17 protein-coding genes are annotated in these 24,992 nt (G+C 53.8%); 8 read left to right on the top strand and 9 right to left on the bottom strand.

Annotation, left to right across the window (positions count from 1 at the left end; all coding sequences use genetic code 11):
- The first annotated feature begins 58 nt into the window (after positions 1-58).
- Positions 59-781 carry a bifunctional 2-polyprenyl-6-hydroxyphenol methylase/3-demethylubiquinol 3-O-methyltransferase UbiG gene (ubiG, locus tag ACI2I2_RS07550; protein WP_404657357.1) on the top strand — a complete coding sequence of 241 codons (723 nt, stop codon included), beginning with the start codon at positions 59-61 and terminating at the stop codon, positions 779-781.
- 36 nt (positions 782-817) lie between these two features.
- Here the strand turns inward: ubiG and yfaL are convergent, their stop codons facing one another.
- Positions 818-4,558 (bottom strand): AIDA-I family autotransporter adhesin YfaL/EhaC, encoded by a 3,741-nt coding sequence (gene yfaL, locus ACI2I2_RS07545; protein ID WP_404657356.1) that lies wholly within the window; start codon positions 4,556-4,558, stop codon positions 818-820.
- Positions 4,559-5,208: 650 nt separating this feature from the next.
- Between yfaL and nrdA the strand changes: the two genes are divergently transcribed.
- From nrdA to ACI2I2_RS07525, 4 genes are all read left to right on the top strand, one after another.
- Positions 5,209-7,494 (top strand): class 1a ribonucleoside-diphosphate reductase subunit alpha, encoded by a 2,286-nt coding sequence (gene nrdA, locus ACI2I2_RS07540; RefSeq protein ID WP_404657355.1) that lies wholly within the window; start codon positions 5,209-5,211, stop codon positions 7,492-7,494.
- Between the two features lie 99 nt (positions 7,495-7,593).
- A complete protein-coding gene (nrdB, locus tag ACI2I2_RS07535) occupies positions 7,594-8,724 on the top strand; it encodes a class Ia ribonucleoside-diphosphate reductase subunit beta (RefSeq protein ID WP_404657354.1) in 1,131 nt (376 codons plus the stop codon).
- A complete protein-coding gene (gene yfaE, locus ACI2I2_RS07530; protein ID WP_404657353.1) occupies positions 8,724-8,978 on the top strand; it encodes a class I ribonucleotide reductase maintenance protein YfaE in 255 nt (84 codons plus the stop codon). Before nrdB ends, yfaE begins: the two co-directional genes overlap by 1 nt.
- Before the next feature lie 201 nt (positions 8,979-9,179).
- Positions 9,180-9,695: a DUF4760 domain-containing protein gene (locus ACI2I2_RS07525; RefSeq protein ID WP_404657352.1), complete on the top strand. Its 516-nt coding sequence runs from the start codon at positions 9,180-9,182 to the stop codon at positions 9,693-9,695.
- Positions 9,696-9,743: 48 nt separating this feature from the next.
- Here the strand turns inward: ACI2I2_RS07525 and glpT are convergent, their stop codons facing one another.
- The gene (glpT, locus tag ACI2I2_RS07520; RefSeq protein ID WP_404657351.1) at positions 9,744-11,096 is read right to left on the bottom strand and encodes a glycerol-3-phosphate transporter; all 1,353 of its coding nucleotides are present in this window, start codon (positions 11,094-11,096) and stop codon (positions 9,744-9,746) included.
- Between the two features lie 265 nt (positions 11,097-11,361).
- Between glpT and glpA the strand changes: the two genes are divergently transcribed.
- Genes glpA through glpC form a run of 3 tightly spaced genes read left to right on the top strand, consistent with a single transcriptional unit; the run spans position 11,362 to position 15,408 of the window.
- The gene (gene glpA, locus ACI2I2_RS07515; RefSeq protein WP_404657350.1) at positions 11,362-12,990 is read left to right on the top strand and encodes an anaerobic glycerol-3-phosphate dehydrogenase subunit A; all 1,629 of its coding nucleotides are present in this window, start codon (positions 11,362-11,364) and stop codon (positions 12,988-12,990) included.
- Positions 12,980-14,221: a glycerol-3-phosphate dehydrogenase subunit GlpB gene (gene glpB / locus ACI2I2_RS07510; RefSeq protein WP_404657349.1), complete on the top strand. Its 1,242-nt coding sequence runs from the start codon at positions 12,980-12,982 to the stop codon at positions 14,219-14,221. Before glpA ends, glpB begins: the two co-directional genes overlap by 11 nt.
- Positions 14,218-15,408, top strand: coding sequence for an anaerobic glycerol-3-phosphate dehydrogenase subunit GlpC (glpC, locus tag ACI2I2_RS07505; protein WP_404657348.1), 1,191 nt, complete (start codon positions 14,218-14,220; stop codon positions 15,406-15,408). The genes glpB and glpC overlap by 4 nt, the downstream gene beginning before the upstream one ends.
- Here the strand turns inward: glpC and yfaU are convergent.
- The 7 genes from yfaU to ACI2I2_RS07470 form a co-directional block, all read right to left on the bottom strand.
- Positions 15,405-16,208: a 2-keto-3-deoxy-L-rhamnonate aldolase gene (gene yfaU, locus ACI2I2_RS07500; RefSeq protein WP_404657347.1), complete on the bottom strand. Its 804-nt coding sequence runs from the start codon at positions 16,206-16,208 to the stop codon at positions 15,405-15,407. The genes glpC and yfaU overlap by 4 nt on opposite strands.
- 18 nt (positions 16,209-16,226) lie before the next feature.
- Positions 16,227-17,516 (bottom strand): MFS transporter, encoded by a 1,290-nt coding sequence (locus ACI2I2_RS07495; RefSeq protein WP_404657346.1) that lies wholly within the window; start codon positions 17,514-17,516, stop codon positions 16,227-16,229.
- A gap of 50 nt (positions 17,517-17,566) precedes the next feature.
- Positions 17,567-18,772, bottom strand: a complete 1,206-nt coding sequence (rhmD, locus tag ACI2I2_RS07490) for an L-rhamnonate dehydratase (RefSeq protein WP_404657345.1) — start codon at positions 18,770-18,772, stop codon at positions 17,567-17,569.
- Positions 18,773-18,785: 13 nt separating this feature from the next.
- Positions 18,786-19,568: an IclR family transcriptional regulator gene (locus tag ACI2I2_RS07485; protein WP_404657344.1), complete on the bottom strand. Its 783-nt coding sequence runs from the start codon at positions 19,566-19,568 to the stop codon at positions 18,786-18,788.
- A gap of 201 nt (positions 19,569-19,769) precedes the next feature.
- Positions 19,770-20,969 carry a nicotinamide mononucleotide deamidase-related protein YfaY gene (locus ACI2I2_RS07480; RefSeq protein WP_404657343.1) on the bottom strand — a complete coding sequence of 400 codons (1,200 nt, stop codon included), beginning with the start codon at positions 20,967-20,969 and terminating at the stop codon, positions 19,770-19,772.
- Between the two features lie 155 nt (positions 20,970-21,124).
- Positions 21,125-24,106, bottom strand: a complete 2,982-nt coding sequence (locus ACI2I2_RS07475; RefSeq protein WP_404657342.1) for an inverse autotransporter beta domain-containing protein — start codon at positions 24,104-24,106, stop codon at positions 21,125-21,127.
- 211 nt (positions 24,107-24,317) lie between these two features.
- Positions 24,318-24,860: a YfaZ family outer membrane protein gene (locus ACI2I2_RS07470; RefSeq protein ID WP_404657341.1), complete on the bottom strand. Its 543-nt coding sequence runs from the start codon at positions 24,858-24,860 to the stop codon at positions 24,318-24,320.
- Positions 24,861-24,992 lie beyond the last annotated feature (132 nt).

Raw genomic sequence — 24,992 nt, 5'->3', positions numbered from 1 at the left:
TTCGCGCCGGGGTGCTGATATACTCTTTGGCCTGATGAAAAAAGGAGTCAATGCGCCCATGAATGCCGAAAAACCGCCGGTGGCTAACGTCGATCACGACGAAATCGCGAAATTTGAAGCTGTCGCCTCACGCTGGTGGGACCTGGAAGGGGAATTTAAACCGCTGCACCGTATTAACCCGCTGCGCCTTGGCTACATCGCCACTCGCTCAGACGGTCTGTTCGGCAAGAAAGTGCTGGATGTTGGCTGCGGTGGCGGGATACTTGCGGAAAGCATGGCCCGTGAAGGCGCGAAGGTGACCGGGCTGGATATGGGCTTTGAGCCGCTTCAGGTTGCGCGATTACATGCGCTGGAAACCGGCATTCAGGTGGAATACGTCCAGGAAACTGTCGAAGATCATGCGGCAAAACACGCTCAGCAGTATGACGTCGTCACCTGTATGGAAATGCTGGAGCACGTTCCCGACCCGCAATCCGTGGTTCAGGCTTGCGCAAAACTGGTCAAACCCGGCGGTCAGGTGTTCTTTTCCACCATCAACCGCAACGGCAAAGCCTGGTTGATGGCGGTCGTCGGTGCCGAGTATGTTCTGAAAATGGTGCCCAAGGGCACGCACGACGTGAAGAAATTTATCAAGCCGGCTGAACTGCTGGGCTGGGTTGACCAGACTACCCTGCAGGAACGTCATATGACCGGGCTGCATTACAACCCGCTGACTAATCATTTCAAGCTTGCGCCTGGGGTGGATGTCAATTACATGCTCCATACCTCTAGCCCGCTGTAACGCAGGTTGCCCTTGCCCTGGTGCAAGGGCTTTGTTTTACCAGCGTACACTGACGCCCACACTGCCTGCCCGTTGCGAATAATCAGACGTTCCATACTGTTGGGTGAACTTGCCCCAAACGCTGACATTGGGTGTGATTTTGCCTTTGAGACCCACACTGACCTCGGCAGCATCCTTCGCCGTTCCGTCGGTAAAGTTAACGTCGTCAATGTTTAACCCAGCGTCATCACTGTTATGGATGTAGTTCACATCGACGTAAGGCGTGATTTCACCTGATTTGCCGATTTTTTTGGCCCATTCATTATGCAGCCCCAGACGGCTTTGAATATTGTGATCTCCGCTCTGTTTAACCTCGCTGCCGTTGGTTGCTCTGAAGGCGTTCTGAGAGACACCCTGATAAATAATTTGCGCCTGCGGCTGGACGCTCCAGACCCAGTCAGCTTTGTCATTGATTTGCCAGCTGTAGCCCGTTTCGACCGAAGCCACTACCCCCGATGAATGGTATTGCTCCTCTGCGCTGTTTTGTTCGCTCACGTGGTTATCAAACCAGACATACTGCGCCCAGCTGTCGACATAAGCGCCCGTCTTGCCCTGATCGCGCTGATACCAGCTTGCCGTAAGCCCCACGCTGTAGCCCTGGTTGTCATTATCGGCCTTGCGTCCGGTCAGTTGAGAGTGGCTGTCGCCGCTGTTGTTACTGTACCCCGCCACCGCGCCCAAAGACCATTGGTGCTCTCCCTGGGTGGATTCGAGCAGCACGGTGCTGAGCTGCACCACGGAAACGTCTTCATGCTGATCGAGCTGATCCTCGTAGGTTGACTCACTGCGACTGCCCTCTACACGCAAGTGCAGCTTTTGGTTCTGCCCACCCGCATGGTCGCTATCGCGCATCACAAAGGCGTTGTTGGCACTGTGGAGGTTATTAAAATAACCGCCCAGCATGGGGTTAAGCACCGGTGTGAAATCGGGGGGCGAAGGCACATCCGGCGTATCTGGAGTATCTGGCGTCGGCGTCACATCCGGAGTCGGATCGACATCTGGCACATCTGCCACCTGCGAGCGCAAATACCAGTCCTGGTTATCTTTCACCAGCGTATAGTCGTACGCCCCCATGTTGACGTAACCGTCCCCTGCCAGCGTGAACTGAGCATCGTTGTGGTATTGCGACGGGTCGGCAACAAAATCAACCACCTGAATCCCTGTTTGGGTTGGCTCGCCAATACCACCGACAGGTGTGACTTCCATTGTCGTCGTTCCGCTGGTGTTGCCATTGAGTACCAGTTGGTCGCTGGCGGAATCATCACCACCAAGCACACTGTCCAGCTTCACTACGCCACCGCCGGTGTAATCACCGTTAACCGTCAGCGTATCGCCCGCATAGCCGTTACTCAGGCTCAGGGTTCCGACAGTGTTAGTGACGTTACCATTGATGGTCACCCCGGCGAGTTCGGTCTCATCTTCAGCAGTGAAGTTCGTGTTCAACGTGCCGGTGAGCGTCAGCCCTGAAGTCTGATTGACCAGTGTGCCGTCCCCGTTAAACAACGACGCATCCAGAGACTGCGATGTGTCCTGATTCGTCAGAAAGAGAGAACTCTCGTCACTGATCTCAATGTTGCCCTGTGAAGTCGTATCAATCGACTGAATATGCTGATCTTCCCCGGTGATAAACGTGCCCTCTTCGCCAACCCATAACGAGGAAGCGAAAGGGAAAATATTTGCCGTACTGCCCAGTAACGTGCCCTGCTCTACCCGTACGGCGGAATGTGTCGAACCGCTGGCCGTTAGCGCCAGAGTGCCATTACCTGTTTTGCTGAAGGTCGCATCCACATCGCCCATGTTTCCCGTTGAGTCGGCATTGAGCGCTCCCCACTGTGTCGTCACGCCATCATCAACCTCAAACTCGCCATCTGCACGCATTTCGAGGTCTCTGGCATGGCCACTTTCATCGCTCCAGGTATTCACATCGTCTGTCACGTGCAGCACGCTGCTCTGCTGTGGGTCGGTAAAAATAACTGATCGGTTATAGCTGGTATCCCCTAGCTGCGAGTTATCGCTCACCAGCAACGTGCCCGAGGCGATTTGCGTGTCCCCCAGATAGAGGTTGTCATTCGCCAGCGCGACACTGCCCTCGCCCGCATTCACCACCACATACACCCCGTTCTGTTGAGCGCTCCCCTCATCCCCACCGATATGCAGATCGCTACCGCCGGTCAAATTCACCACGTCAGCATTGCCAATCACGGTGCCACCCGTCCCGGATATGGCGAGCAGCGATCCCGCACTGTCAGGCGAAGCACCGGGCATATCGGACAAATCAAGCACACCGCCATTGAGCACCACGGACTGCGGATCCTGGGTCAGGCCTGTGATATCACTGGAATTTGCTGAAATACTTAACACCGCATGATCGTCAACAATAATGTCACCCGTCAGCGCCAGAGAATCCGCACCGATCAGCGAGTAATCGCCACCGGATGCAACCGTGAAATCACCCTCGCCCTGAATTGTCCCGGTAAAATGACCGTCATTGACAGTAACGTTGCCGCCCGCATCAATATTCAGCGTCCCATTCTGATAACCGATAAAGGGGTTCACAAACGTCTGCTCTGTACTGCCTATATTCAGGACGCCGTTTACCTGATCATCGGTCGCATTCCCGACCACTAATCCGGTACAGTTGAGCGGGTCGCTTTCACAAGCTGTCTCACCGACATTCATCAAAGAGTTGTCACGGTTCAGAGTCAGCGTACCGTCAGACACGCTCAGTAAACCGGTGAAGCTGTTGTTATCCGCGTTGAAGACCACGTCCCCTTGGCCAATCTTCACAATCACCCCTGTACCGGCTATCGAATCCACCGCCCCGGGATTGGACACATCCCCAATCACCATGGTTTTTCCCTCGGCCACATCCATCGTCACTACGCTGTGCCCGACATACATGAAGCCGCCTGCCGCGGCAGAAGCCGTATCGCCATAGCCGAATGCCTGGTTGCCTTCATAAACCACCACGCCGTCGTTATCGGTGTAGTTTTTATCCACGGACAGCGTGACCAGATAAGGGGAGCTTTCACTGTCGGTGTAGATTGCACCGCCTTTTCCCTCCGCCTGATTATTGGTGAATGCCACATTATTCAATACCGCGGCACCGGTAAAATTATCATTATTAACGTTACTGGTGATATCCAGCGCCCCGCCATTGCCGTTGCTTGTTGATGCGCTTAGCGCCTGGTTATTATCGAAAACAGAATCAGAGATCAGAATATTTGAATCCAGCGCATAAATAGCTCCGCCTTTACCGTTCTGGGCAATATTGCTTTCGAAAATAGTGTCATCAAGAATCAAATCAAATTGCTGCGGGTCATTCTTTCCGTTTAAATAAATAGCGCCGCCGTACGATTTTGATGAGTTATTAGAAAAGAGGGCGTTACTGATATTTATCGATGAGTTTTCTTTCGCAAAAATGGCCCCACCGTTTGAGTCGGCATGATTGTTATCAAAAACAACGCTCCCCGTGGTGCCTTCGGGTTGAATGGTGAAGGTGGCCCCCGAGGAAAGTGCCACTGCGCCGCCACTGTTACCGCCGGTGGCATTCATGTTTTCGAATTGCAGAACCGCATCATCGGCAACGGTAAAGGTTTTATTTGCGCCTTTAATGGCTTGTTGCGGTGCATGACAGGTTTCGGAGATAACGTTGGAATAACAATTCTCACTGGCGCTGACTGATGGGCTCAATACAAAACACGCAGGGATAAAGACAAACAAAGATTTAATATACATACAAGACCCAGGAGAAAAAATGGCTACACTCAATGACAATCTTGAGGCAGGAAGGGAATAGCAATAATGGATTATAATGTTACGCGTGTTTGCTGATCGCGCTTATCATTATCGAGGGTAATTTTATCCTCAAAAAAATTTTTCCCCGTTCATCAGCCGTGTTTGAAAAAATGCCCTCTGTCTGGAGCACATTTTACTCGCGGCGACAGGGTGATTTTCGCTAGGCAACTTCTGCTGTCTCTCACGTTCAACACAACATTTATGTAACATTACCGAGCACAGCATAAGCATGGCTTAGGGTCACCCTCTCTCCCCTGTGCTTCTTCCTATGACCCACATCAACTTCTTCTTGCCCAGCGAGCGACTAAGAAATCGGCGTTCGATCAAATTTCTAATTTTTTTCTTCGAATCTTGACATCACGTCCAGGCCTTACAGTACGAGGACTTAGGCTTTTTCACCCTTTGACAACCTCAAATTAACGTCAAAATCAACCCTTGTACTCAAAAGAATCCTTACTAGAATACTCACCATATAGCGTTTCAATTATCAAAGAACCCCTACATATAGTATTTATCCACAGAGTTAGTCACAAAGGCTCTGCTGTGGATAAACGGGGGATATTTTTCATTTCACGGACAGGGTAAAGCACATGAATCAGAGTCTGATGGTGACTAAGCGTGATGGCGGGACTGAGCGTATCGATCTCGAAAAAATCCATCGCGTGCTGGATTGGGCCGCGGAAGGGCTAAACAATGTTTCCATTTCTCAGGTTGAACTGCGCTCTCACATCCAGTTCTATGACGGCATCAAAACCGCCGACATCCATGAGACCATCATCAAGGCCGCCGCAGACCTGATTTCTCGCGATGCCCCTGACTACCAGTACCTTGCCGCGCGCCTGGCGATTTTCCACCTGCGTAAAAAAGCTTACGGTCAGTTTGAACCGCCAGCGCTGTACAACCACGTCGTGAACATGGTTGAGCTGGGTAAATACGACAGACATCTGCTGGAAGACTACACGGAAGAAGAGTTCAAGCAGATGGACGGTTTTATCGACCACTGGCGCGACATGAACTTCTCTTATGCCGCGGTTAAGCAGCTGGAAGGGAAATACCTGGTTCAGAACCGTGTCACCGGCGAAATCTACGAGAGCGCTCAGTTCCTCTACATCCTGGTTGCCGCGTGCCTGTTCTCTAACTACCCACGTGAAACCCGTCTGGACTACGTGAAGCGTTTTTATGACGCCGTGTCCACGTTCAAAATTTCACTGCCTACGCCAATCATGTCTGGCGTGCGTACCCCAACTCGCCAGTTCAGCTCTTGCGTGCTGATCGAGTGCGGTGACAGCCTGGATTCTATCAACGCCACCTCCAGCGCGATTGTGAAATACGTTTCTCAGCGTGCCGGTATTGGCATCAACGCCGGTCGTATCCGTGCGCTGGGCAGCCCAATTCGTGGCGGTGAAGCCTTCCACACTGGCTGTATCCCGTTCTACAAACACTTCCAGACTGCGGTGAAATCCTGCTCTCAGGGCGGCGTGCGTGGCGGTGCTGCCACTCTGTTCTACCCAATGTGGCACCTGGAAGTGGAAAGCCTGCTGGTCCTGAAAAACAACCGTGGTACCGAAGCGAACCGCGTGCGTCATATGGACTATGGCGTGCAGATCAACAAACTGATGTACACCCGCCTGCTCAAAGGCGAAGACATTACGCTGTTCAGCCCATCTGATGTGCCGGGCCTGTACGATGCGTTCTTCGCCGATCAGGACGAGTTTGAGCGTCTGTACGTGAAATATGAAAAAGACGACAGCATCCGCAAGCAGCGCATTAAAGCGGTTGAGCTGTTCTCTCTGGTGATGCAGGAACGTGCTTCTACCGGTCGTATCTACATTCAGAACGTCGACCACTGCAACACACACAGCCCGTTTGATCCGGTCGTTGCGCCCGTGCGCCAGTCTAACCTGTGTCTGGAAATCGCCCTGCCGACCAAACCGCTGAATGACGTCAACGACGAAAACGGTGAAATCGCCCTGTGTACGCTGTCGGCGTTTAACCTTGGCGCTATCGAAAGCCTAGACGATCTGGAAGAGCTGGCTATTCTGGCTGTACGTGCGCTGGACGCCCTGCTCGACTATCAGGATTACCCAATTCTGGCCGCTAAACGTGGCGCGATGGGCCGCCGTACGCTGGGTATCGGTGTGATTAACTTCGCTTACTACCTGGCGAAGCACGGCAAGCGTTACTCCGATGGCAGCGGCAACAACCTGACCCACAAAACGTTCGAAGCGATTCAGTACTACCTGCTGAAAGCCTCTAACGAACTGGCGAAAGAACAAGGCGCGTGCCCGTGGTTCAACGAAACCACTTACGCCAAAGGCGTGCTGCCGATCGACACCTACAAGAAAGACCTGGATGCGATCGTTAACGAGCCACTGCATTACGATTGGGAAGGCCTGCGTGAGTCCATCAAAACTCATGGTCTGCGTAACTCCACGCTGTCTGCCCTGATGCCGTCTGAGACCTCTTCGCAGATCTCCAACGCCACCAACGGTATCGAGCCACCGCGCGGCCACGTGAGCATCAAAGCCTCGAAAGATGGCATTCTGCGTCAGGTCGTGCCGGATTACGAAAACCTGCAGAATGGTTACGAGCTGCTGTGGGAAATGCCGAACAATGACGGTTACCTGCAACTGGTCGGCATCATGCAGAAGTTTATCGACCAGTCGATTTCGGCGAACACCAACTATGACCCGACGCGTTTCCCGTCTGGCAAAGTGCCGATGCAGCAACTGCTCAAAGACCTGCTCAATGCCTATAAATTTGGCGTGAAAACCCTGTACTATCACAACACCCGTGATGGTGCAGAAGATGCCCAGGACGATCTGGCACCGTCCATTCAGGACGATGGCTGCGAAAGCGGCGCATGTAAGATCTAAGACATTTGCCGGGTGGCGCGATGCTACCCGGCCTACGTTTTTGTAGGCCCGGCCAACGTAGTGCCGCCGGGCAATACAATCTCAACAGGACTCTCTTCCATGGCATATACCACTTTTTCACAGACGAAAAATAACCAGTTGCTGGAGCCGATGTTCTTCGGCCAACCGGTTAACGTGGCCCGTTACGATCAGCAAAAATATGACATCTTCGAAAAGCTGATCGAAAAGCAGCTCTCCTTCTTCTGGCGTCCGGAAGAAGTGGACGTCTCCCGCGACCGTATTGACTACCAGGCGCTGCCGGACCACGAAAAGCATATCTTCATCAGCAACCTGAAATACCAGACGCTGCTGGACTCCATTCAGGGTCGTAGCCCGAACGTGGCGCTACTGCCGCTGATTTCGATCCCGGAACTGGAAACCTGGGTAGAGACCTGGGCGTTCTCTGAAACCATTCACTCTCGTTCTTACACCCATATCATCCGTAACATCGTCAACGATCCGGCGACCGTGTTCGATGACATCGTGACCAACGAGCAGATTCAGAAACGTGCAGAAGGCATTTCCCACTATTACGATTCCCTGATCGAGCTGACCAGCTACTGGCATCTGCTGGGTGAAGGCACGCACACCGTTAACGGCAAAACCGTGACCGTGAATCTGCACGAGCTAAAGAAAAAGCTGTATCTGTGCCTGATGAGCGTCAACGCGCTGGAAGCGATTCGCTTCTATGTCAGCTTTGCGTGCTCCTTCGCATTTGCTGAGCGCAAACTGATGGAAGGCAACGCCAAAATCATTCGCCTGATTGCACGTGATGAAGCCCTGCACCTCACTGGCACTCAGCACATGCTGAACCTGCTGCGTTCAGGCCAGGACGATCCGGAAATGGCAGAGATTGCCGAAGAGTGCAAACAAGAGTGCTATGACCTGTTCGTGCAGGCCGCCGTGCAGGAAAAAGAGTGGGCTGAATACCTGTTCCGTGATGGTTCGATGATTGGCCTGAACAAAGACATTCTGTGTCAGTACATCGAGTACATCACCAACATCCGTATGCAGGCTGTCGGTCTTGACTTGCCATTCCAGACTCGCTCTAACCCAATCCCGTGGATCAACACCTGGCTGGTGTCTGACAACGTTCAGGTCGCACCACAGGAAGTAGAAGTGAGCTCTTATCTGGTCGGTCAGATTGATTCCGAAGTCGATGCCGACGATCTGAGCAACTTCCAGCTCTGATGAGCCGCGTTACGCTTCGCATCACTGGCACACAAGTGTTGTGCCAGGAAGAACACCCTTCTCTGCTGGTGGCGCTGGAATCGCACAATGTGGCGGTGGAGTTTCAGTGTCGTGAAGGTTACTGCGGATCGTGTCGCTGCCGTCTGGTTTCCGGCCAGGTTGACTGGCTGATGGAACCGCTGGCTTTTGTCCAGCAGGGAGAAATTCTGCCCTGCTGCTGTAAAGCCAAAGGCGATATCGAAATCGAAATGTAATATCCGACCTGGATATTACATTTTTCCTGAAGCCTCGCCGCAAACTTTATCTCCCGCTTAATTTCTTCCGGTTTAGTACTTGCTACTCCCCTCTGCTCCCTCTATTCTGCGCCAACAGCAATTATTCTGCAGGAGAAAATAATGTCTATACATGATGAATACGAAGGTTTCTGACTCCATTATTCAGGGAAGAAATAAAACATGGATGTTAATCAGCTTGCTATTCTGAATACCTTTTCACAAATCACCACAGCCGCAGCGATGCTGCTCAGTCTTATTATCGCCTGCGCAGCCATCGACCGACACCAACGAACCGCGCGTAAAGCGCAAACAGCCACATTCCTCTATGAAAGCCGCTTTGACAAGCGTTACATCGATGGCCTGCATACGCTGCGTGCCATTCATTTATCGGAGAAATCTTTTCGCCGTTATATATTCCCGCCACAGGCACTCACATCGCAAGAAAGCCAGGAAAGGCAGCAACTGGTTTATTGCCTTAACTTTTATGAACGTCTTGCTGTGGGGATCCACCACGGTATTTATCATGAAAAAATGATAAAACAGGTGTTTTATAATTCCATCATCAATAATTACTTTATCGCCGAACCGTTTATTAAAGCCATTCGGGAAAAAGAAACCCGGGATACGTATTATCAGGAATATGAATATCTGGTAACGCGTTGGCGTAAAAGCCCTCTGTTATTACGCTTCCGTTAGCAGGTGTCAGCCCACGCCGACACCTGCCTGTGCGTTTAACGTCTGGCGTTAACTGCGTTTCTGTTGCATCTCTTCATGATGGCGTTTTTCGCTCACCATCACGATAGCGAGCAGAATAACGGCCAGCACACTGCCGCCAATCATCACGATGAAGCCGCCGTCCCAGCCGAAGAAGTCCACGGTATAGCCCACAATCGCACTCGCCGCCACGGACCCGCCAAGATAGCCAAACAGCCCCGTAAAGCCTGCCGCTGTGCCCGCCGCCTTCTTCGGTGCCAGCTCAAGCGCATGCAAACCAATCAACATTACCGGGCCGTAAATCAGGAAACCGATAACAATCATACAGGCCATATCCACACCAGGATTGCCCGGAGGGTTCAGCCAGTACATCACGGTGGCGATGGTGACGAGGATCATAAAGAACACACCTGTCGCCCCACGATTGCCACGGAAGACTTTATCCGACATCCACCCGCACAGCAGCGTGCCAGGAATGCCCGCATACTCATACAGGAAGTAGGCCCAGGACGATTTATCCAGCGCGAAATGTTTCACTTCTTTCAGGTAAGTGGGTGACCAGTCGAGGATGCCGTAACGCAGCAGGTAAACGAACACGTTCGCCACCGCGATATACCACAGCAGCTTGTTGGGCAGCACGTACTGCATGAAAATCTGCTTCGCCGTCAGCTCTTCTTCGTGTTTGTCGCTGTAGTCGTCCGGATAGTCATTTTTATACTCTTCAATCGGCGGTAATCCGCAGGACTGAGGCGTATCGCGCATCATAGCAAAAGCAAAGAGCGCCAGCAGAATGGCACCAAATGCAGGCATATACAGCGCCGCATGCCAGTCGTTAAACCACGCCATCCCCAACAGGAACAGAAGTGGGGGAATACCGCCCCCCACGTTGTGCGCACAGTTCCAGACCGACACAATGCCGCCGCGCTCCTTCTGCGACCACCAGTGCACCATGGTACGCCCACACGGCGGCCAGCCCATGCCCTGGAACCAGCCGCAGATAAACAGCAGCACGAACATAACCATAATGCTTGATGTTGCCCAGGGTACGAAGCCCATAAACAGCATCACCGCTGCCGCCAGAATCAGCCCGGCGGGCAGGAAAATGCGCGGATTCGAGCGATCCGACACTGATCCCATAATGAATTTCGAAAAACCGTACGCAATTGAAATCCCGGACAGGGCAAAGCCCAAATCACCGCGCGAAAAGCCTTGCTCAATAAGGTACGGCATCGCCAGAGCAAAGTTTTTACGCACCAGGTAATAGGCGGCGTAACCGAAGAATATCCCGAGGAAAATCTGCCAGCGTAAACGGCGATACAGCGGATCAACTTCCGCATCCGACACTCGCGCTTTGTGGGCAGCAGGTTTGAAAATACTGAGCATAGCAGCCTCCGTGGCCATCGTTATCAGAACAACTCATGGGTGAATTATCAGCAGGTTAATGAGTTGCAGTGTGCGCGGATGGTAGGAAATGCGTAGCCCTGATGCTGTGAAATGACGCACATAATGTTACATTTTTATGACAAAAACTCGAATGTGAGCACGAAATCACGTTTCATTTTCGATTTGCGCTCGAATATGCTCGATATCAAACAAAACACAGTGTCATTGTGGCTAAATGGAAGAAATCGAACTTCGAGGGAATGTCATGCCTTTCTGTGAAACTCGTGAAACCGACGTGCTGATCATTGGTGGCGGGGCCACTGGCGCTGGAATTGCCCGCGACTGCGCCCTTCGCGGCCTGAAAACGCTGCTTATTGAGCGAGATGATATCGCCACGGGCGCAACCGGGCGCAATCACGGTTTACTGCACAGCGGTGCTCGTTATGCCGTCACCGACAGCGAATCCGCGCGCGAGTGCATCGCCGAAAACGCCATCCTCAAGCGCATTGCCCATCACTGCATCGAAGCGACTGACGGCCTGTTTATTACGCTGCCGGAAGACTCGCTCGACTACCAACAAACGTTCATTGAGGCCTGTCTTGCAGCCGATATTCATGCCCAACCGCTAACGCCCACTCAGGCGCGGCAGTTGGAGCCCTCCGTCAATCCGGCGCTAATTGGTGCGGTTAAAGTGCCAGATGGCACAGTCGATCCGTTTCGGTTAACCGCCGCCAATATGCTGGATGCACGCGAACATAGCGCAGTGGTGTTAACGGGCTGTGAAGTCACCGGCCTGATACGCCAGGGCGACAGGGTCTGCGGGGCTACCGTCTGGGATCGTCAGCACCTGGCCAGCGTACAGATTTATGCCTCCATAGTGGTGAATGCAGGGGGTATCTGGGGCCAGCGAATTGCGGAATATGCAGACCTGAAGGTACGGATGTTCCCGGCCAAAGGCTCACTACTGATTTTCGATCATCGTATCAACCAGCACGTGATAAACCGCTGCCGTAAACCCGCCGACGCCGACATTCTGGTACCCGGCGACACCATTTCGCTGATTGGTACCACTTCCACACACATTGATTATCGCGATATCGACGATAACCGAGTCACCGCTGCTGAAGTTGATACATTGCTTCGCGAAGGCGAAAAGCTCTCGCCAGCGATCGCTGCAACCCGCATTCTGCGTGCCTATTGCGGCGTGCGCCCTTTGGTTGCCAGCGATGACGATCCCAGCGGGCGTAACGTCAGCCGTGGAATTGTGCTGCTCGATCACGCTCAACGTGATGGCCTGGAAGGCTTTATCACCATTACTGGCGGTAAGCTGATGACCTATCGCCTGATGGCAGAAATGGCCACCGACGCAGTTTGCCGCAAGCTTAACCACAACGTGCCGTGCACTACCGCCAGCGTCGCCCTTCCTGGCTCGCGTGAAACCACTGAAAAGACGCTCAATCGCATGATTTCTTTGCCTGCGCCATTACGCGGTTCAGCGGTCTATCGCCATGGCGACAGAACGCCAAACTGGCTGGGCGATTCCCGCTTACACCGCAGCCTGGTCTGTGAATGCGAGGCGGTCACGGCAGGCGAAGTGGAGTACGCGATAGAAAATCTCGGGGTAAAAAATTTACTCGATTTACGCCGTCGTACTCGCGTCGGCATGGGGACCTGTCAGGGCGAACTCTGCGCCTGTCGCGCGGCAGCTTTGCTGAACCGCTATCAGGTGACCACGCCAGCCCAGTCTCTTAACCAACTCTCAGAATTTCTGAACGAACGCTGGAAGGGAATCGAACCTATCGCCTGGGGCGACGCCTTACGTGAAAGTGAATTTACCCGTTGGGTATGGCAAGGATTGTGCGGGCTGGAAAAGGAGCAGCAGGATGAAATTTGATACGGTGATTATTGGCGGCGGCCTGGCCGGACTTCTGTGTGGGCTGAAACTGAGTCAACAAGGTTTGCGCTGCGCCATCATCAGCCGCGGACAAAGCGGCCTGCACTTTTCCTCTGGTTCACTGGATTTGCTGAATCACTCAGGCAATCCTGTCGAGGCACTGAAAACGCTCGGCGAGCAAGAACCTAACCATCCCTACAGCCTTTTAGGCCCCGAGCGAGTGCTGGCTTATGCCCAGCAAACAGAGCAGATGCTGGCAGAACTGGGCATTGTCATGCACGGCGGCATCACGCAACCCCACCAACGAATTACCCCGCTGGGCACAACGCGCCGGGCCTGGCTAACGCCGCAGGAAGTTGCCCGTCTGCCGCTTACCGGGAACAAAATCGCCGTCGTCGGCTTCAGCGGATTTGTCGACTTTGAGCCTCATCTGGCGGCCGCCTCGTTACGAAAAACGGGTGTGGAGGCCGATGTGCTGGAGATAACCCTGCCCGCGCTGGATGCTCTGCGAGATAACGCCTCGGAATTCCGCTCAGTCACTCTTGCACGTCTGCTTGATGACGGTTCGCAGTGGGATGCCTTACTTGATGCTTTAGAACCGATGGCGAAACAGTACGATCAGTTGCTGCTTCCTGCCTGCTTTGGCTTGCAGGATGATCGGCTCTGGCAATGGCTGAATGAAAAGCTCACCTGCCCACTGGCGTTAATCCCAACGTTGCCGCCCTCCGTGCCCGGTTTCAAGCTGCACGATGCCTTACAGCGCCAGTTTGTGAAGCAAGGCGGCGTATGGCTGGCGGGCGATGCCGTGCGTGAGGTGATTTGTGAAGACGGAAAAGTCAGCGCCATCATGACCCGTAATCATGCAGAAATCCCATTACGCACCCGGTTTGCCGTTCTCGCCAGCGGCAGCTTTTTCAGCAACGGGCTGATTGCCAGCCGCGGAGGAGTCACCGAACCGGTGATGGGTTTAGATATTCTGCAAACCCTACCGCGCGACAGCTGGTATCGACGTGACTTCTTCACCCCACAACCCTGGCAGCGCTTTGGCGTGAAAACGGATGCCACGTTGCGCCCTTCGCTCAACGGTCAGCCTTTGGCGAATTTGTTTGCGATTGGCGGCGTTCTCGGGGGTTTTGATGCCATCGCTCAGGGCTGTGGCGGAGGCGTGAGCGCCGTCACAGCGTTGCACGCAGCCCAACAAATTATTGACCTTGCAGGAGAACAGCCATGAGCGATACCCGTTTTGAAAGCTGCATCAAATGCACGGTCTGCACCACCGCGTGCCCGGTCAGTCGGGTAAATCCTCAGTATCCAGGCCCGAAACAAGCCGGACCGGACGGTGAACGCCTGCGGTTAAAGGACCCAACGCTGTACGACGAAGCGCTCAAATACTGCATCAACTGCAAGCGCTGTGAAGTGTCCTGCCCTTCTGACGTCAACATTGGCGACATCATCCAGCGCGCTCGCGCCCGGCACAGCCAGAGCAAACCCACGCTGCGAGATGCCGTGCTCAGCCATACCGATTTGATGGGCACGCTCTCCACCCCGTTTGCGCCCATCGTTAACGCCACAACGGGTTTGAAGCCCGTGCGTAAACTGCTGGATGCTGCCCTGAAAATCGACCACCGTCGCCAGTTACCAAAGTACGGTTTTGGCACTTTCCGTCGCTGGTATCGCAGTGTGGCAAACCAGCAAGCGCAGTATGCCAATCAGGTGGCTTTCTTCCACGGGTGCTACGTTAACTACAACAATCCGCAGCTCGGCAAAGACCTAATTACCGTGCTGAATGCGATGGGCACTGGCGTACAGTTGCTGGACAAAGAGAAATGCTGCGGCGTGCCGCTGATTGCCAACGGCTTTGTCGATAAAGCCCGTAAACAGGCGCAGACCAATACCGTTTCGCTGCGTAAGGCGATTGTTGAAAAACAGCTACCGGTCATCGCTACCTCCTCGACCTGCACGTTCACCCTGCGCGACGAATACCCGCATTTGCTGGATATCAACAATCATGACCTGCGCAATGACATTGAGCTTGCCACCCGCTGGCTGTGGAAGCAGACAGACGCGGGGAAAAACTTGCCGCTGCGCCGTCTGCCGTTAAAAGTGATCTATCACACGCCGTGTCATATGGAGAAAATGGGCTGGGCGATTTACACCCTCGAACTGCTGCGCCAGATCCCGGAACTGGAAGTGATTGTGCTGGATTCACAATGTTGTGGCATTGCGGGCACTTACGGGTTTAAGTCCGAAAATTACACCACCTCGCAGGCGATTGGCGCGCCGCTGTTTCGCCAGATTGAGGAGAGCGGCGCGGACCTGGTAATAACCGACTGCGAGACCTGTAAATGGCAAATTGAGATGTCCACCAGCCTGCGCTGTGAACATCCCATTACCTTGTTGGCTCAGGCGTTAACCTAGTAGCTGCCCTTCGAGTCCCCCGCGGCTGGCAAGGCTTTAAACTGCGCCAGCCGCTTATCCAGCGCTTCGGTATACAGCATTGTGTCCACGCCTACCGCGACAAAATTCGCCCCCCATGAAAGGCATTTCTTTGCCATCTCTGGATCGACAGCAAGGAACCCCGCAGCTTTGCCCGCTGCGCGAATGCGTTTGATGCTTTGCTCAATGACCTGCTGCACTTCAGGATGGCCCGCGTTATCCGGATAGCCCAAAGAGGCAGATAAATCAGCCGGGCCGATAAAAACGCCGTCGATGCCTTCTACATCCAGAATCGCGTCTAGATTCTCCAGCGCTGTTTTGGTTTCCACCTGAATCAATACGCACAATTCATCATTAGCCCGCGCCATGTAATGTTCGACCCGCCCCCAACGTGCAGCGCGAGCAACACCTGCCCCGACACCGCGCACGCCCAACGGCGGGTAGCGAGTGGCAGAGACAATCGCTTTAGCCTGTTCCGCACTTTCCACCATAGGAATCAGCAACGTTCGCGTGCCGATATCCAGCACCTGTTTTATCAGGCTGCGATTGTCATCTACCGGACGGATCACCGGCTGGCTGGCATACGGCGCAACGGCCTGCAGTTGGTGATAGAGATCCTGAATCGTATTCGGCGCGTGTTCACCGTCGATAAGCAACCAGTCGTAGCCAGACGTTGCCGCAATTTCAGCCATGTACGCCGTGGTGGAACTCAGCCACAGGCCTATCTGCGTTTCTCCACGCAGTAAAGCTGCCTTAAACGGATTCGCTAATATCGTGTTCATGGTCATCCTTTGCATTGATTAATGTGTGACGTGTTCAGGTTGTGGCGCAGGTTTCGTCACCTGCAACGAAAAAATCAGGACAGCGCCGAGAATGGCAACCGCGGCAAGCGTTAGCAGCCCTGCGGAGTTGCTGGCAAACAGCGTTTCAGCCTGCACGCGCAGAATGGGCGCAATAAACCCGCCAACCGCGCCAAACAGGTTCACGAAACCAATCCCTGCGGCCAGTGCTGTGCCAGAAAGTAACTGCGTCGGCATGGTCCAGAAAACGGGCTGCACCGCGATAAAACCAACCGCTGCCACGCAAAGCGCTACGATGGCCAACACCGGCGAAACCAGCCCGGACACGCCAATCCCGATGCCTGCCGCCAATAAGGTAAAAGCAGCTATCTTGCGACGTTCACCGGTACGGTCGGAATAACGAGGGATCAGCCACGTGCCCAGCAGCGCAAACACCCAAGGGATCGCGGTGATAACCGAGGCGTAGAAACCCACTTTGGTTCCCAGCAGCACGGCAACCTGAGTCGGCAGGAAGAAAATCAGCCCATACACTGCCACCTGAATGCAGAGATAAATCATCGCCAGTTGCCAGACGCGCCCAATACGAATGGCGTCGCTCAGCCTGGAGGTCACTTTCGTTTGCTCTTCGCTGGCAAGTTGCTGCGACAAGGCCTGCTTTTCTTCTTGCGTCAGAAAACGAGCCTGCTGGGGGGAATCGTCCAGCCAGAAAAAGGTGAACACGCCTGCGCCCACCGCCAGCAAACCTTCAATCACAAACATCCAGAACCAGCCTGGATACCCCATAAAACCGTGCATTTCCAGCAAGGCACCGGAAAGTGGTGAACCCAGCGTCAACGCCAAAGGCGCGCCCATGTAAAACAACCCCATGATGCTGGCGCGGTTGCGCTGCGGGAACCACTGGGAAGTGAGGTAAATCATTCCCGGGAAGAACCCGGCTTCCGCTGCGCCAAGCAGCGTACGCACTAAAAGAAACTTAGCTTCGGTATCGGCCCACGCCATCGCCGCAGAAAGGAATCCCCATAACAGCGTGGTGCCGCCAATCCAGTAGCGGGCACCAAATTTACGCATCAACAGGTTGGCCGGTACGCCGAGAAAGGCATATACCACAAAGAAAATCCCCGCCCCGAGCGCATAGGCCTCGTTACTGAGGCCGGTGTCGATTTGGTAGGTCTCTTTCGCAAAGCCGATGTTCGAGCGGTCCAGAAAAGCCAGCACGTACAGCGCCAGCATGAACGGGATCAAACGCGCGCGGTTTTTCTTTACCACGCTTTCAATCAGGGCGGTATTCATTGCGTTATCCTCAGAAAATCTGCGCCACGGTTACCCGCGACGCAGCAGGTTTAGTGGCTGTAAGGACGTTTCAGATTGCAGTCGCGGTTCAATTCCACCCCGAAGCCAGGTTTATCCAGCACGCTTTTGTGCATCCGGCCGTTCACCGGCACCGGTTCATCCAGCAGGATCGGATCAAACTGAGGGCGCAGCGTTGAACAATCCGGGCTGGTCATCAGGAACTCACTGAACGGCGTGTTGGTGAAGGTGATGACAGCGTGATGCGAATACACTGAGGAGCCGTGCGGCACCACTAATTGACCGCGAGATTTCGCAATGGCGGCAATTTCTACCAGCGTGGTTAACCCGCCACACCAGCCGACATCCGGCTGCATAATGTCGATGCCTGTTTCAGAAAGCGTGCGGAAAGATTGCACGGTGCCGTGGTGCTCGCCGCTGGTTACCATCATTCCCGGAGGCGCGTTGCGCTTCAGTTCACGGTAACCTTCGTACTGCTGCGGCGGCAGGCATTCTTCAATCCACTTCAGGTTATGCGGCGCACAGGCGTGGGCCAGTTTGGTGGCGTAGTTCACGTCCTGACTCATCCAGCAATCGAGCATCAGCCAGAAATCCGGGCCGCATTTCTCGCGGTATTCCGCCACCATGGCCGCATCTTTGCGAATGCCTGCATCGCCGTCATGCGGCCCGTAATGGGTCGGCATTTTTCCGCCAATGAAGCCCATTTCTTTTGCCAAATCCGGACGAGCGCCGGTGGCATAGAACTGAATTTCATCCCGTACTGCGCCACCCAGCAGCTTGTACACCGGCAGTCCGGTGACTTTGCCGAACAGATCCCACAGTGCCAGGTCCACACAGGAAATAGTGTTCATCACCAGGCCACCCGAACCAGAGTAGAACATCGTCGCATTCAGCATCTGATCGTGGATAAGCTTGATGTCACTCACGCACTTGCCTTCGATAAAGCGGTTCAGATGTTTTTCAACAATGAAGCAGCCCATTTCCCCGGCGGTGGACACGGCAAACCCGGTTTGCCCATTATCAGCCTCCACTTCCACAATCAGCGTGCCGAGCACGTTGATGCCGAACGACTGGCGTGATTGCTCATACTGCTTGTATTTACTCATCGGAGTGGCGATGTGATCGTCAATCCAGTGATTCGCGCCCTGGTCGTGATAATCGCCGCCACCCGCGCCCTTTTCGGCCGTTGCGCCCCCCACAAACCAGGCGCGGACGTGTTTAATCTTCGGTAAGGTCATGATGTTCTCCTTGTTATGAAGCTTGTAATTCGAGGGGGCTTTTCCACCCCAACAGACGGGAAATATCTTTCGCGCAGGCAATGGCTTTACCCGCGAGGTAATCGCGATTGTCGTCGTTGATTTGCAGCCGAGTGCCGACCACGGAAATCGCCGCCGTCAGCTCATTGCTGGCGTTGAATACGGGCGCAGCCACGCAGCGTACATCGGGATAATCTTCGCCGTTATCAAAGCTCCAGCCTCTGGCACGAATGCGGGCGAGTTCTTGCTGCAGGGCTTCCGGCGTGGTGAGGGTTGTCGGTGTGGCCTGATGCCAGTCGAGGGTAGAAATGATGGCGCTCTGAACGCTCTCGGGCTGCCACGCCAACAGGCATTTGCCAATCCCTGAACGGTTAAGCGAGAGGCTTTTACCTTCATGGGAACGCACGCTGATGGTGGAAGACGACTCAATTTTGAGGATGTAGTAAGCGTTCTGGTTATCGATGATGCCGAGGTGACACAGCAACCCGCACTCATCCATCAGCTGTGTCAAACGAGGACGTGCCAGCTCGCGCAAGTCCATTTTGCCGAGGGCGTGCCCTGCCAGTTCGACCAGTCGGGTCCACAGACAGTAGTTATCACGGTTATCCATGCGCAGAAAACGCTGCTTTTTCAGCTCACCCAGCAGCAGATAAGCGGTGCTTTTGGGAATGCCGAGTTCGTCGATGATCGTCGCGGCGCTGCACGGGCCAATACGACCAATCAGGTCGAGGATTTCAATCGCGCGGGTCAACGCGGGGACTTTGCTTGATTCCAACATGCTGGACTCCAATCCTGAATACTGGAATCAGTGTTGCGGTTGACGGCAAGTCAGAGTGTGAAGGCGGTCAAACTCTGTGGGGTGTCCAACAGGTTGAACATTTTCTGAGATTAAAATGAGAGCCAGCGCACGGAATTATTTCTGAGAAGTACAACAGGCTGGACTGTCAGCGTGCCGGAGGCCCGACACGCCAACAACAGATTACGGCAGGAACAGACTCTCGACGACGTTAATCCAGCCGTGATCGCTGGCAATCGGCTTGCCATTGAGCCAGCGGCGAAGAATGTTGAGCGCCATCATGGCGCACACTTCCTGCCGGGTTTGCAGGCTGTGGCGAGAGGTGTTGAATTTCACCCGCAGCGCATGCGTGCCTTCTGGCGTCGACAGCGCAAAGTTAAGATGCTCCTGCTCAAAACCGCTCACGGCCAGCGCCAACGCAGCGAAGTGCTTGGTACGACGTTCCGCAATCCAGTGGGCCGTCTGCGCCAGAGTTTCTTCTTGCGATGGCACCACTTCGCTTGCCAGCAGCGGCGCGTTTTCACGACCAAGCTGTAAAGCAATCAACCCGGAGGTGAACTGCTCGCTAATCGTTAGCCCCAGTTTTCGTTCCTGCAGTTCACGAGAGATTTGCGCGGGAAGCCCTTCCGTCCCCTCAAAAATCAGGCTTTCACCCGCCACCCGATGCACTTCCGGCCACAGTTTCAGCATCGCTTCTTTTTCAGAAGCCGGTCCGGTGAGTTTGAGTTCAATAATGGGCATCGACGAGCGGTAACCCATGGTCACACCTGGGGGTAATTCGAGAGGGTCAAGGCTTTGAGCGAGGTCGCTTTCTGAGCGGCCAAATGTGGTCAAACGCAGGCACAGTGGCGGTTCGGGCAGCGTAAAGCGCTCACGCAAACGCGGAACGATTTCTTGTGCCACCATCACTTTAAACTCGGATGGCACGCCCGGCGTAAAGAACATCAGGCAGCGATTGAGTTTTACCGCGAAACCACAGGCGGTGCCGACAGGGTTGTCGATGAGCTCTGCACTGGCAGGGATTTCGGCCTGCTTGCGATTACTTGGTGCCATCACTCTGCCGCGTTCAGTGAAGAAGCGCTCCATATGGCTGAGCCACTCTTCGTGCAACACCAACCCTTCACCTTTTGCGGTGGCGGCCGCGAGCGCGCTGAGATCGTCACTGGTCGGCCCAAGCCCACCATTGACGATCAGAATATCTGCAAATTGGCTGCGTTCACGCAGCACAGAAACCAGTGACTCAAGGCTGTCACCGACGGTATTGCGTCGAATTAAAGGTAATCCCTGGCTAAAAAAGTAATCGGCAAGCCACGCCGCATTGGTGTCAATGATTTGACCCTGCAGCACTTCGTCGCCGGTGGACAGCATCTCCACGTTTATCATCGTTTTCTCCTGAAGAAGAGGACGATTAACTATAACGAAGAGCAGGCTTAGTGGTAAGTCGACAACACCAGAAACCGTGCAAAGCAGAATGAAGGAGGTGATTCGGCAGGTTAAAAAGGATTTTCCCCGCCTGAGTGGCGGGGAAAGGGACGGGATTAATAAATGACGTTGTTCACCGTTTTGACATTCACTTTCCCTTTACTGGTGTCGATTTCGAAGACACCCCAGAGATTCGCGGCCTTGTTATTACCTGAGGCATTCTTCAGGTCATACTCAAACGTTCGGCCGTCAGAGAGGCTAAGCTGCACATGGCCGCTGCTGAACATCAGCATACTCATCACGTTGAATGTATAAGTACCACCGGAGTGCAGTTTGCTAATGACCACCGTTTCTGGCCCTTTACTTGAGCTTTCCTGTACCACAGCGGCATCTGCATTAGCAGGCTTGCTCCCTTTGTTGACATCTAACGGAGTGCCGCTGCTGGCACCGCGAGTATTCTGCGGCGGCACTTTCAGTCGGGCATCCAGATCAACAGTAGCCTGATCCCAGGTCACGACGATACGCGCCTGCACGTCGAGATCTGGCGTTAGCAAGAAAGTATGGCGATTGCTGCCAGGAGACTGCTCGCTGTAGCTCACACCCGAGGCCTGATTGTCAAAATAGCCAGGCGCTGTGATAGCAATGTCATACGTCCCTTGAGCGATACGAGTGGAGTAGCTGCCGTCTCCCGCTGTCGTAACGGTAAACGCGGCCTGGTTTGGATTATCCTTCAGATAGAATTTTACCGTTGCGCCACTGATTTTCACCGAACTGTCCAGTGAACTGAGCACCTGCCCGGAGATATCAGCAAATTTATCGCTAAAGCTGACCAGTTGATCGGCATTCAGCGTTGAGCCGCCAGTCACCTCCGCTGAAACCTGTATGTCTTGCGCTGCAACCTTGCTGGTCATGGTTGCCAGCGCAGTCCCTGAAGCATCCGTCGTGCTGCTGCTGGTCAGAGTGATATTCTCGCCTCTGTTCTGCGACCAGTTAACGTCGACATTCGGCAGCGGCTTACCAGTAGCGTCCGTTACCGTGGCCTTAAAGGTAAACTTCGCCACGCCATCTGATGCCCTGATCCTCTGAGAATCAACCAACTTAACGGCTTTGAGCTGTTCAGGGACTGAATCCGGGTACAGCAGAATATCTTTATTGACGCTTGTCGCTTCGCCGGAGCTCACGGTGGTATCAATATCCAGATAGCCTGCCGCTTTCGTTTCCACGTTATAAGTCCCCGGCGAAACCTCAAGAAAATAGTGGCCATCATCACCGGAGGTTACCTGATAAGCAGGGCTGCTCTCACCATTGACGTATGCCTTAATCGAAGCACCTTTAATCGGGGCATTTGTCTGAGCATCTTTCACTATGCCGGCGACGCTCACTACCGCAGAGGTAAAGTTTACCGCCCGATCGGCAGTCACTTTCTGCCCATTAGCCACCGTCGCAGACACCAGGATATTGCTGGCTACTTCCGTACTGGTCAGGGTGAGCATGGCAACGCCCTTCGCATCTGTCTTCCCGTTGCTGGTCAGAACCAGCCCTGAAGCCGAATCATGCTCCCAGTTTACCGGGGCATTGGCGACCGGATTGCCATCAGCATCGGTTACGGTCGCATTGAAAACAAAGCCGTCGGTGCCATTGGCTATACGCGTCGTCATGGAAGCGTCAACCAGCTCCAGATTGCTGATCCGGATATCGGATTGGGCACCCGAAGGCGTGACTTCTACGGTAAGTTGGGCAGGAGAAGAGTGATTTCCCTGGATATCGTTCACCGACGCGGTCAGAACATAGGTATTCAGCAGACGGCTATTCGCCTCCTGCGTGGCCTTGTCTGCACCGGCCACTGCTGGAGCCACTTTGTACGGCGGGACCGTCAGTTGAATATGATTAAGATCCTCGCGCACCACATTGCCACCAGCGGTAAAGAAAGAGCTTCCGGACCAGGTGTAACCCTGCAACGGATATTTGCTTTGCACCTTAACTTCCACGCTATGCAGACTGTTTGCCGCAGCCTGAATGCGTTCTGGCGCCAGCTGCAGCTTAACTAACTGTTGCTTACGGTACTCCAGCACAATGTTGTTATTACGATCGACCAGATCGTAGCGGCTGTGCGACAGCTTGCGCAGGGCATCAACCGCATCCGGAGAGATGTTCTCGCTCCAGGAGCGATCAAGCTGATAACTCAGCTGCAGATTGAGATTAAAATCGTTTTGCCCGGATTTTCCCATCCGCTGTTCGGCACCGAGGGTAATCATTGGGATCGGGGTGTAATTCACCCCCATAGTGACGGCATACGGATCTTTTTGTCGCTCATCCTGACCAAATAAAGCCACTTCATCCCCAAAATATTGCTCATACACCAGCTTGCCGCCCAGTTGAGGGTAAGCAGGCAGGAAGCCATTCACCCGCACATCGTAACCGTTTGCCGGGCGCTCGTCGTAATCAGCAAAATCGCGTGACTGGTGCCAGTCGCTCAGACGCTGGTAAACATTGCCGGAAAACTGGACGTAGTCCTGCCACAGTTCAACGCCCAAACCCAGGCGAGAGTTATTACCGCTGAGGTCGTTATCGAAGAAGGCATTGAAACCATACATCATGCTGTCATCAACAAAATGACGAACGCCAACCCCGAGGTTGACCGTGTTACGGTCATCCTTATTCCGCGCGCCCAACTGAGTGAAAAGGATGTTTTGCGGCGAGTCGTAGAGCGGCACCAGCCAGTCGATGCTGCTGTCTTTCAGCGAGAAGTTTTTATCCACATTGAGTTGCGACTGAACGGTACCAAACTGGCTTAACCAGCCTTCAACCGTGCTGTTCGCCATGCTACTAGCCTGACCACGAGCGTAATCGGACAGCGCTTCGGATGAGGAGCGATTCTCATCCGAAAGGGTTGTCCCAAGCATTTTGGCACCACTGGCCAGACTGCTCTGAGCACTGTCAGCGGTCTCACTCACTGACATCTGCGATTGTGCCGCTACAGGCAGCGCAATAATACTGCTGGCCGCCGGGAGACACTGCAGTGCGATACACAGCCAGGCGGCGAAACGCTTTCGCAGCGGGAGAGAGTTTTGGCAAGAGGATAAATTCTTCGAAACCATCTAACGTCCTTTGTTGTAAACGCTGAATAAGAGAAAACTCAGCCGTAGCCTCCTTAGAACGACCGGAAAAACAGATTAGTTAAAATTTAAAAATAAATAATCATGAAAGGTGAATTAACACGTTGTTTTATAACAAATAAGAAAGAGGGGTTTTCAATTCACAAGCAGAGACGGGAGGGGAAACAGGCGCGACAGATGCCGCGCCGGGGGATCAGAATGACGCGCTTACGCCAACGTACGGGCCATCGGCGATGGTGTTATCACGATTACCATCTTTGCCCGCCAGGTTGAGGTAACGGTAACCGGCTTCGATGCTGACAGGACGCATGATGGTCCAGCTGCCGCCCGCATTGGCTTCCTGATAGCTTTCGATGCCGCTGGAGAGCGAGTCCGGAGAGTAGTAGTAATTGCCGAACAGACGGAAGCTGTCGCCAATTTTCCACTGCAGACCGCCGCCAACCGCCGCCGCGTAGCCTTCATCACCATCATTTGGGTTGGTGTAGATCCCTTTACCGCCGACAGTGGCGATGAAAGGCCCCAGCGGAATGTTCAGGCCCACGCCAATTCCGGCAACGTCGCCGTCATTGTCGCTGTGCGTCCAGTCACCGCTCAGAGCAAGACCGGTAGATTCCGTTCCAAAACCGACGCCCAGGTTGGTGTAATGCTCACCCGCCTGACCGCTGATGCTGATTGCGTTCGCCGCTGCTGACACAAACAGCAGCCCGAACAATCCTGACATAATACTTTTTTTCATTTTTTAACGTTCCAGCAAACATAAAGTAATAAATCGCGCAAAACGGCAGAATTGTACTGTTGAATGCTCGAGAATCAATGAACTAAAAGGGCGATTTGCAACAGTAATGTAACCAGTTGCTACCTGAAATGG

The organism is Scandinavium sp. NPDC088450, assembly GCF_044900545.1.
Taxonomy (GTDB): Bacteria; Pseudomonadota; Gammaproteobacteria; order Enterobacterales; family Enterobacteriaceae; genus Scandinavium.
This window is presented reverse-complemented; position numbering and strand designations above follow the sequence as displayed.

What these genes read in the sequence shown, in the direction of transcription:
- ubiG (WP_404657357.1), top strand. Translation starts at nt 59, where the DNA reads ATGAATGCCGAAAAACCGCCGGTGGCTAACGTCGATCACGACGAAATC.
- yfaL (WP_404657356.1), bottom strand. Translation starts at nt 4,558, where the DNA reads ATGTATATTAAATCTTTGTTTGTCTTTATCCCTGCGTGTTTTGTATTG.
- nrdA (WP_404657355.1), top strand. Translation starts at nt 5,209, where the DNA reads ATGAATCAGAGTCTGATGGTGACTAAGCGTGATGGCGGGACTGAGCGT.
- nrdB (WP_404657354.1), top strand. Translation starts at nt 7,594, where the DNA reads ATGGCATATACCACTTTTTCACAGACGAAAAATAACCAGTTGCTGGAG.
- yfaE (WP_404657353.1), top strand. Translation starts at nt 8,724, where the DNA reads ATGAGCCGCGTTACGCTTCGCATCACTGGCACACAAGTGTTGTGCCAG.
- ACI2I2_RS07525 (WP_404657352.1), top strand. Translation starts at nt 9,180, where the DNA reads ATGGATGTTAATCAGCTTGCTATTCTGAATACCTTTTCACAAATCACC.
- glpT (WP_404657351.1), bottom strand. Translation starts at nt 11,096, where the DNA reads ATGCTCAGTATTTTCAAACCTGCTGCCCACAAAGCGCGAGTGTCGGAT.
- glpA (WP_404657350.1), top strand. Translation starts at nt 11,362, where the DNA reads ATGCCTTTCTGTGAAACTCGTGAAACCGACGTGCTGATCATTGGTGGC.
- glpB (WP_404657349.1), top strand. Translation starts at nt 12,980, where the DNA reads ATGAAATTTGATACGGTGATTATTGGCGGCGGCCTGGCCGGACTTCTG.
- glpC (WP_404657348.1), top strand. Translation starts at nt 14,218, where the DNA reads ATGAGCGATACCCGTTTTGAAAGCTGCATCAAATGCACGGTCTGCACC.
- yfaU (WP_404657347.1), bottom strand. Translation starts at nt 16,208, where the DNA reads ATGAACACGATATTAGCGAATCCGTTTAAGGCAGCTTTACTGCGTGGA.
- ACI2I2_RS07495 (WP_404657346.1), bottom strand. Translation starts at nt 17,516, where the DNA reads ATGAATACCGCCCTGATTGAAAGCGTGGTAAAGAAAAACCGCGCGCGT.
- rhmD (WP_404657345.1), bottom strand. Translation starts at nt 18,772, where the DNA reads ATGACCTTACCGAAGATTAAACACGTCCGCGCCTGGTTTGTGGGGGGC.
- ACI2I2_RS07485 (WP_404657344.1), bottom strand. Translation starts at nt 19,568, where the DNA reads ATGTTGGAATCAAGCAAAGTCCCCGCGTTGACCCGCGCGATTGAAATC.
- ACI2I2_RS07480 (WP_404657343.1), bottom strand. Translation starts at nt 20,969, where the DNA reads ATGATAAACGTGGAGATGCTGTCCACCGGCGACGAAGTGCTGCAGGGT.
- ACI2I2_RS07475 (WP_404657342.1), bottom strand. Translation starts at nt 24,106, where the DNA reads ATGGTTTCGAAGAATTTATCCTCTTGCCAAAACTCTCTCCCGCTGCGA.
- ACI2I2_RS07470 (WP_404657341.1), bottom strand. Translation starts at nt 24,860, where the DNA reads ATGAAAAAAAGTATTATGTCAGGATTGTTCGGGCTGCTGTTTGTGTCA.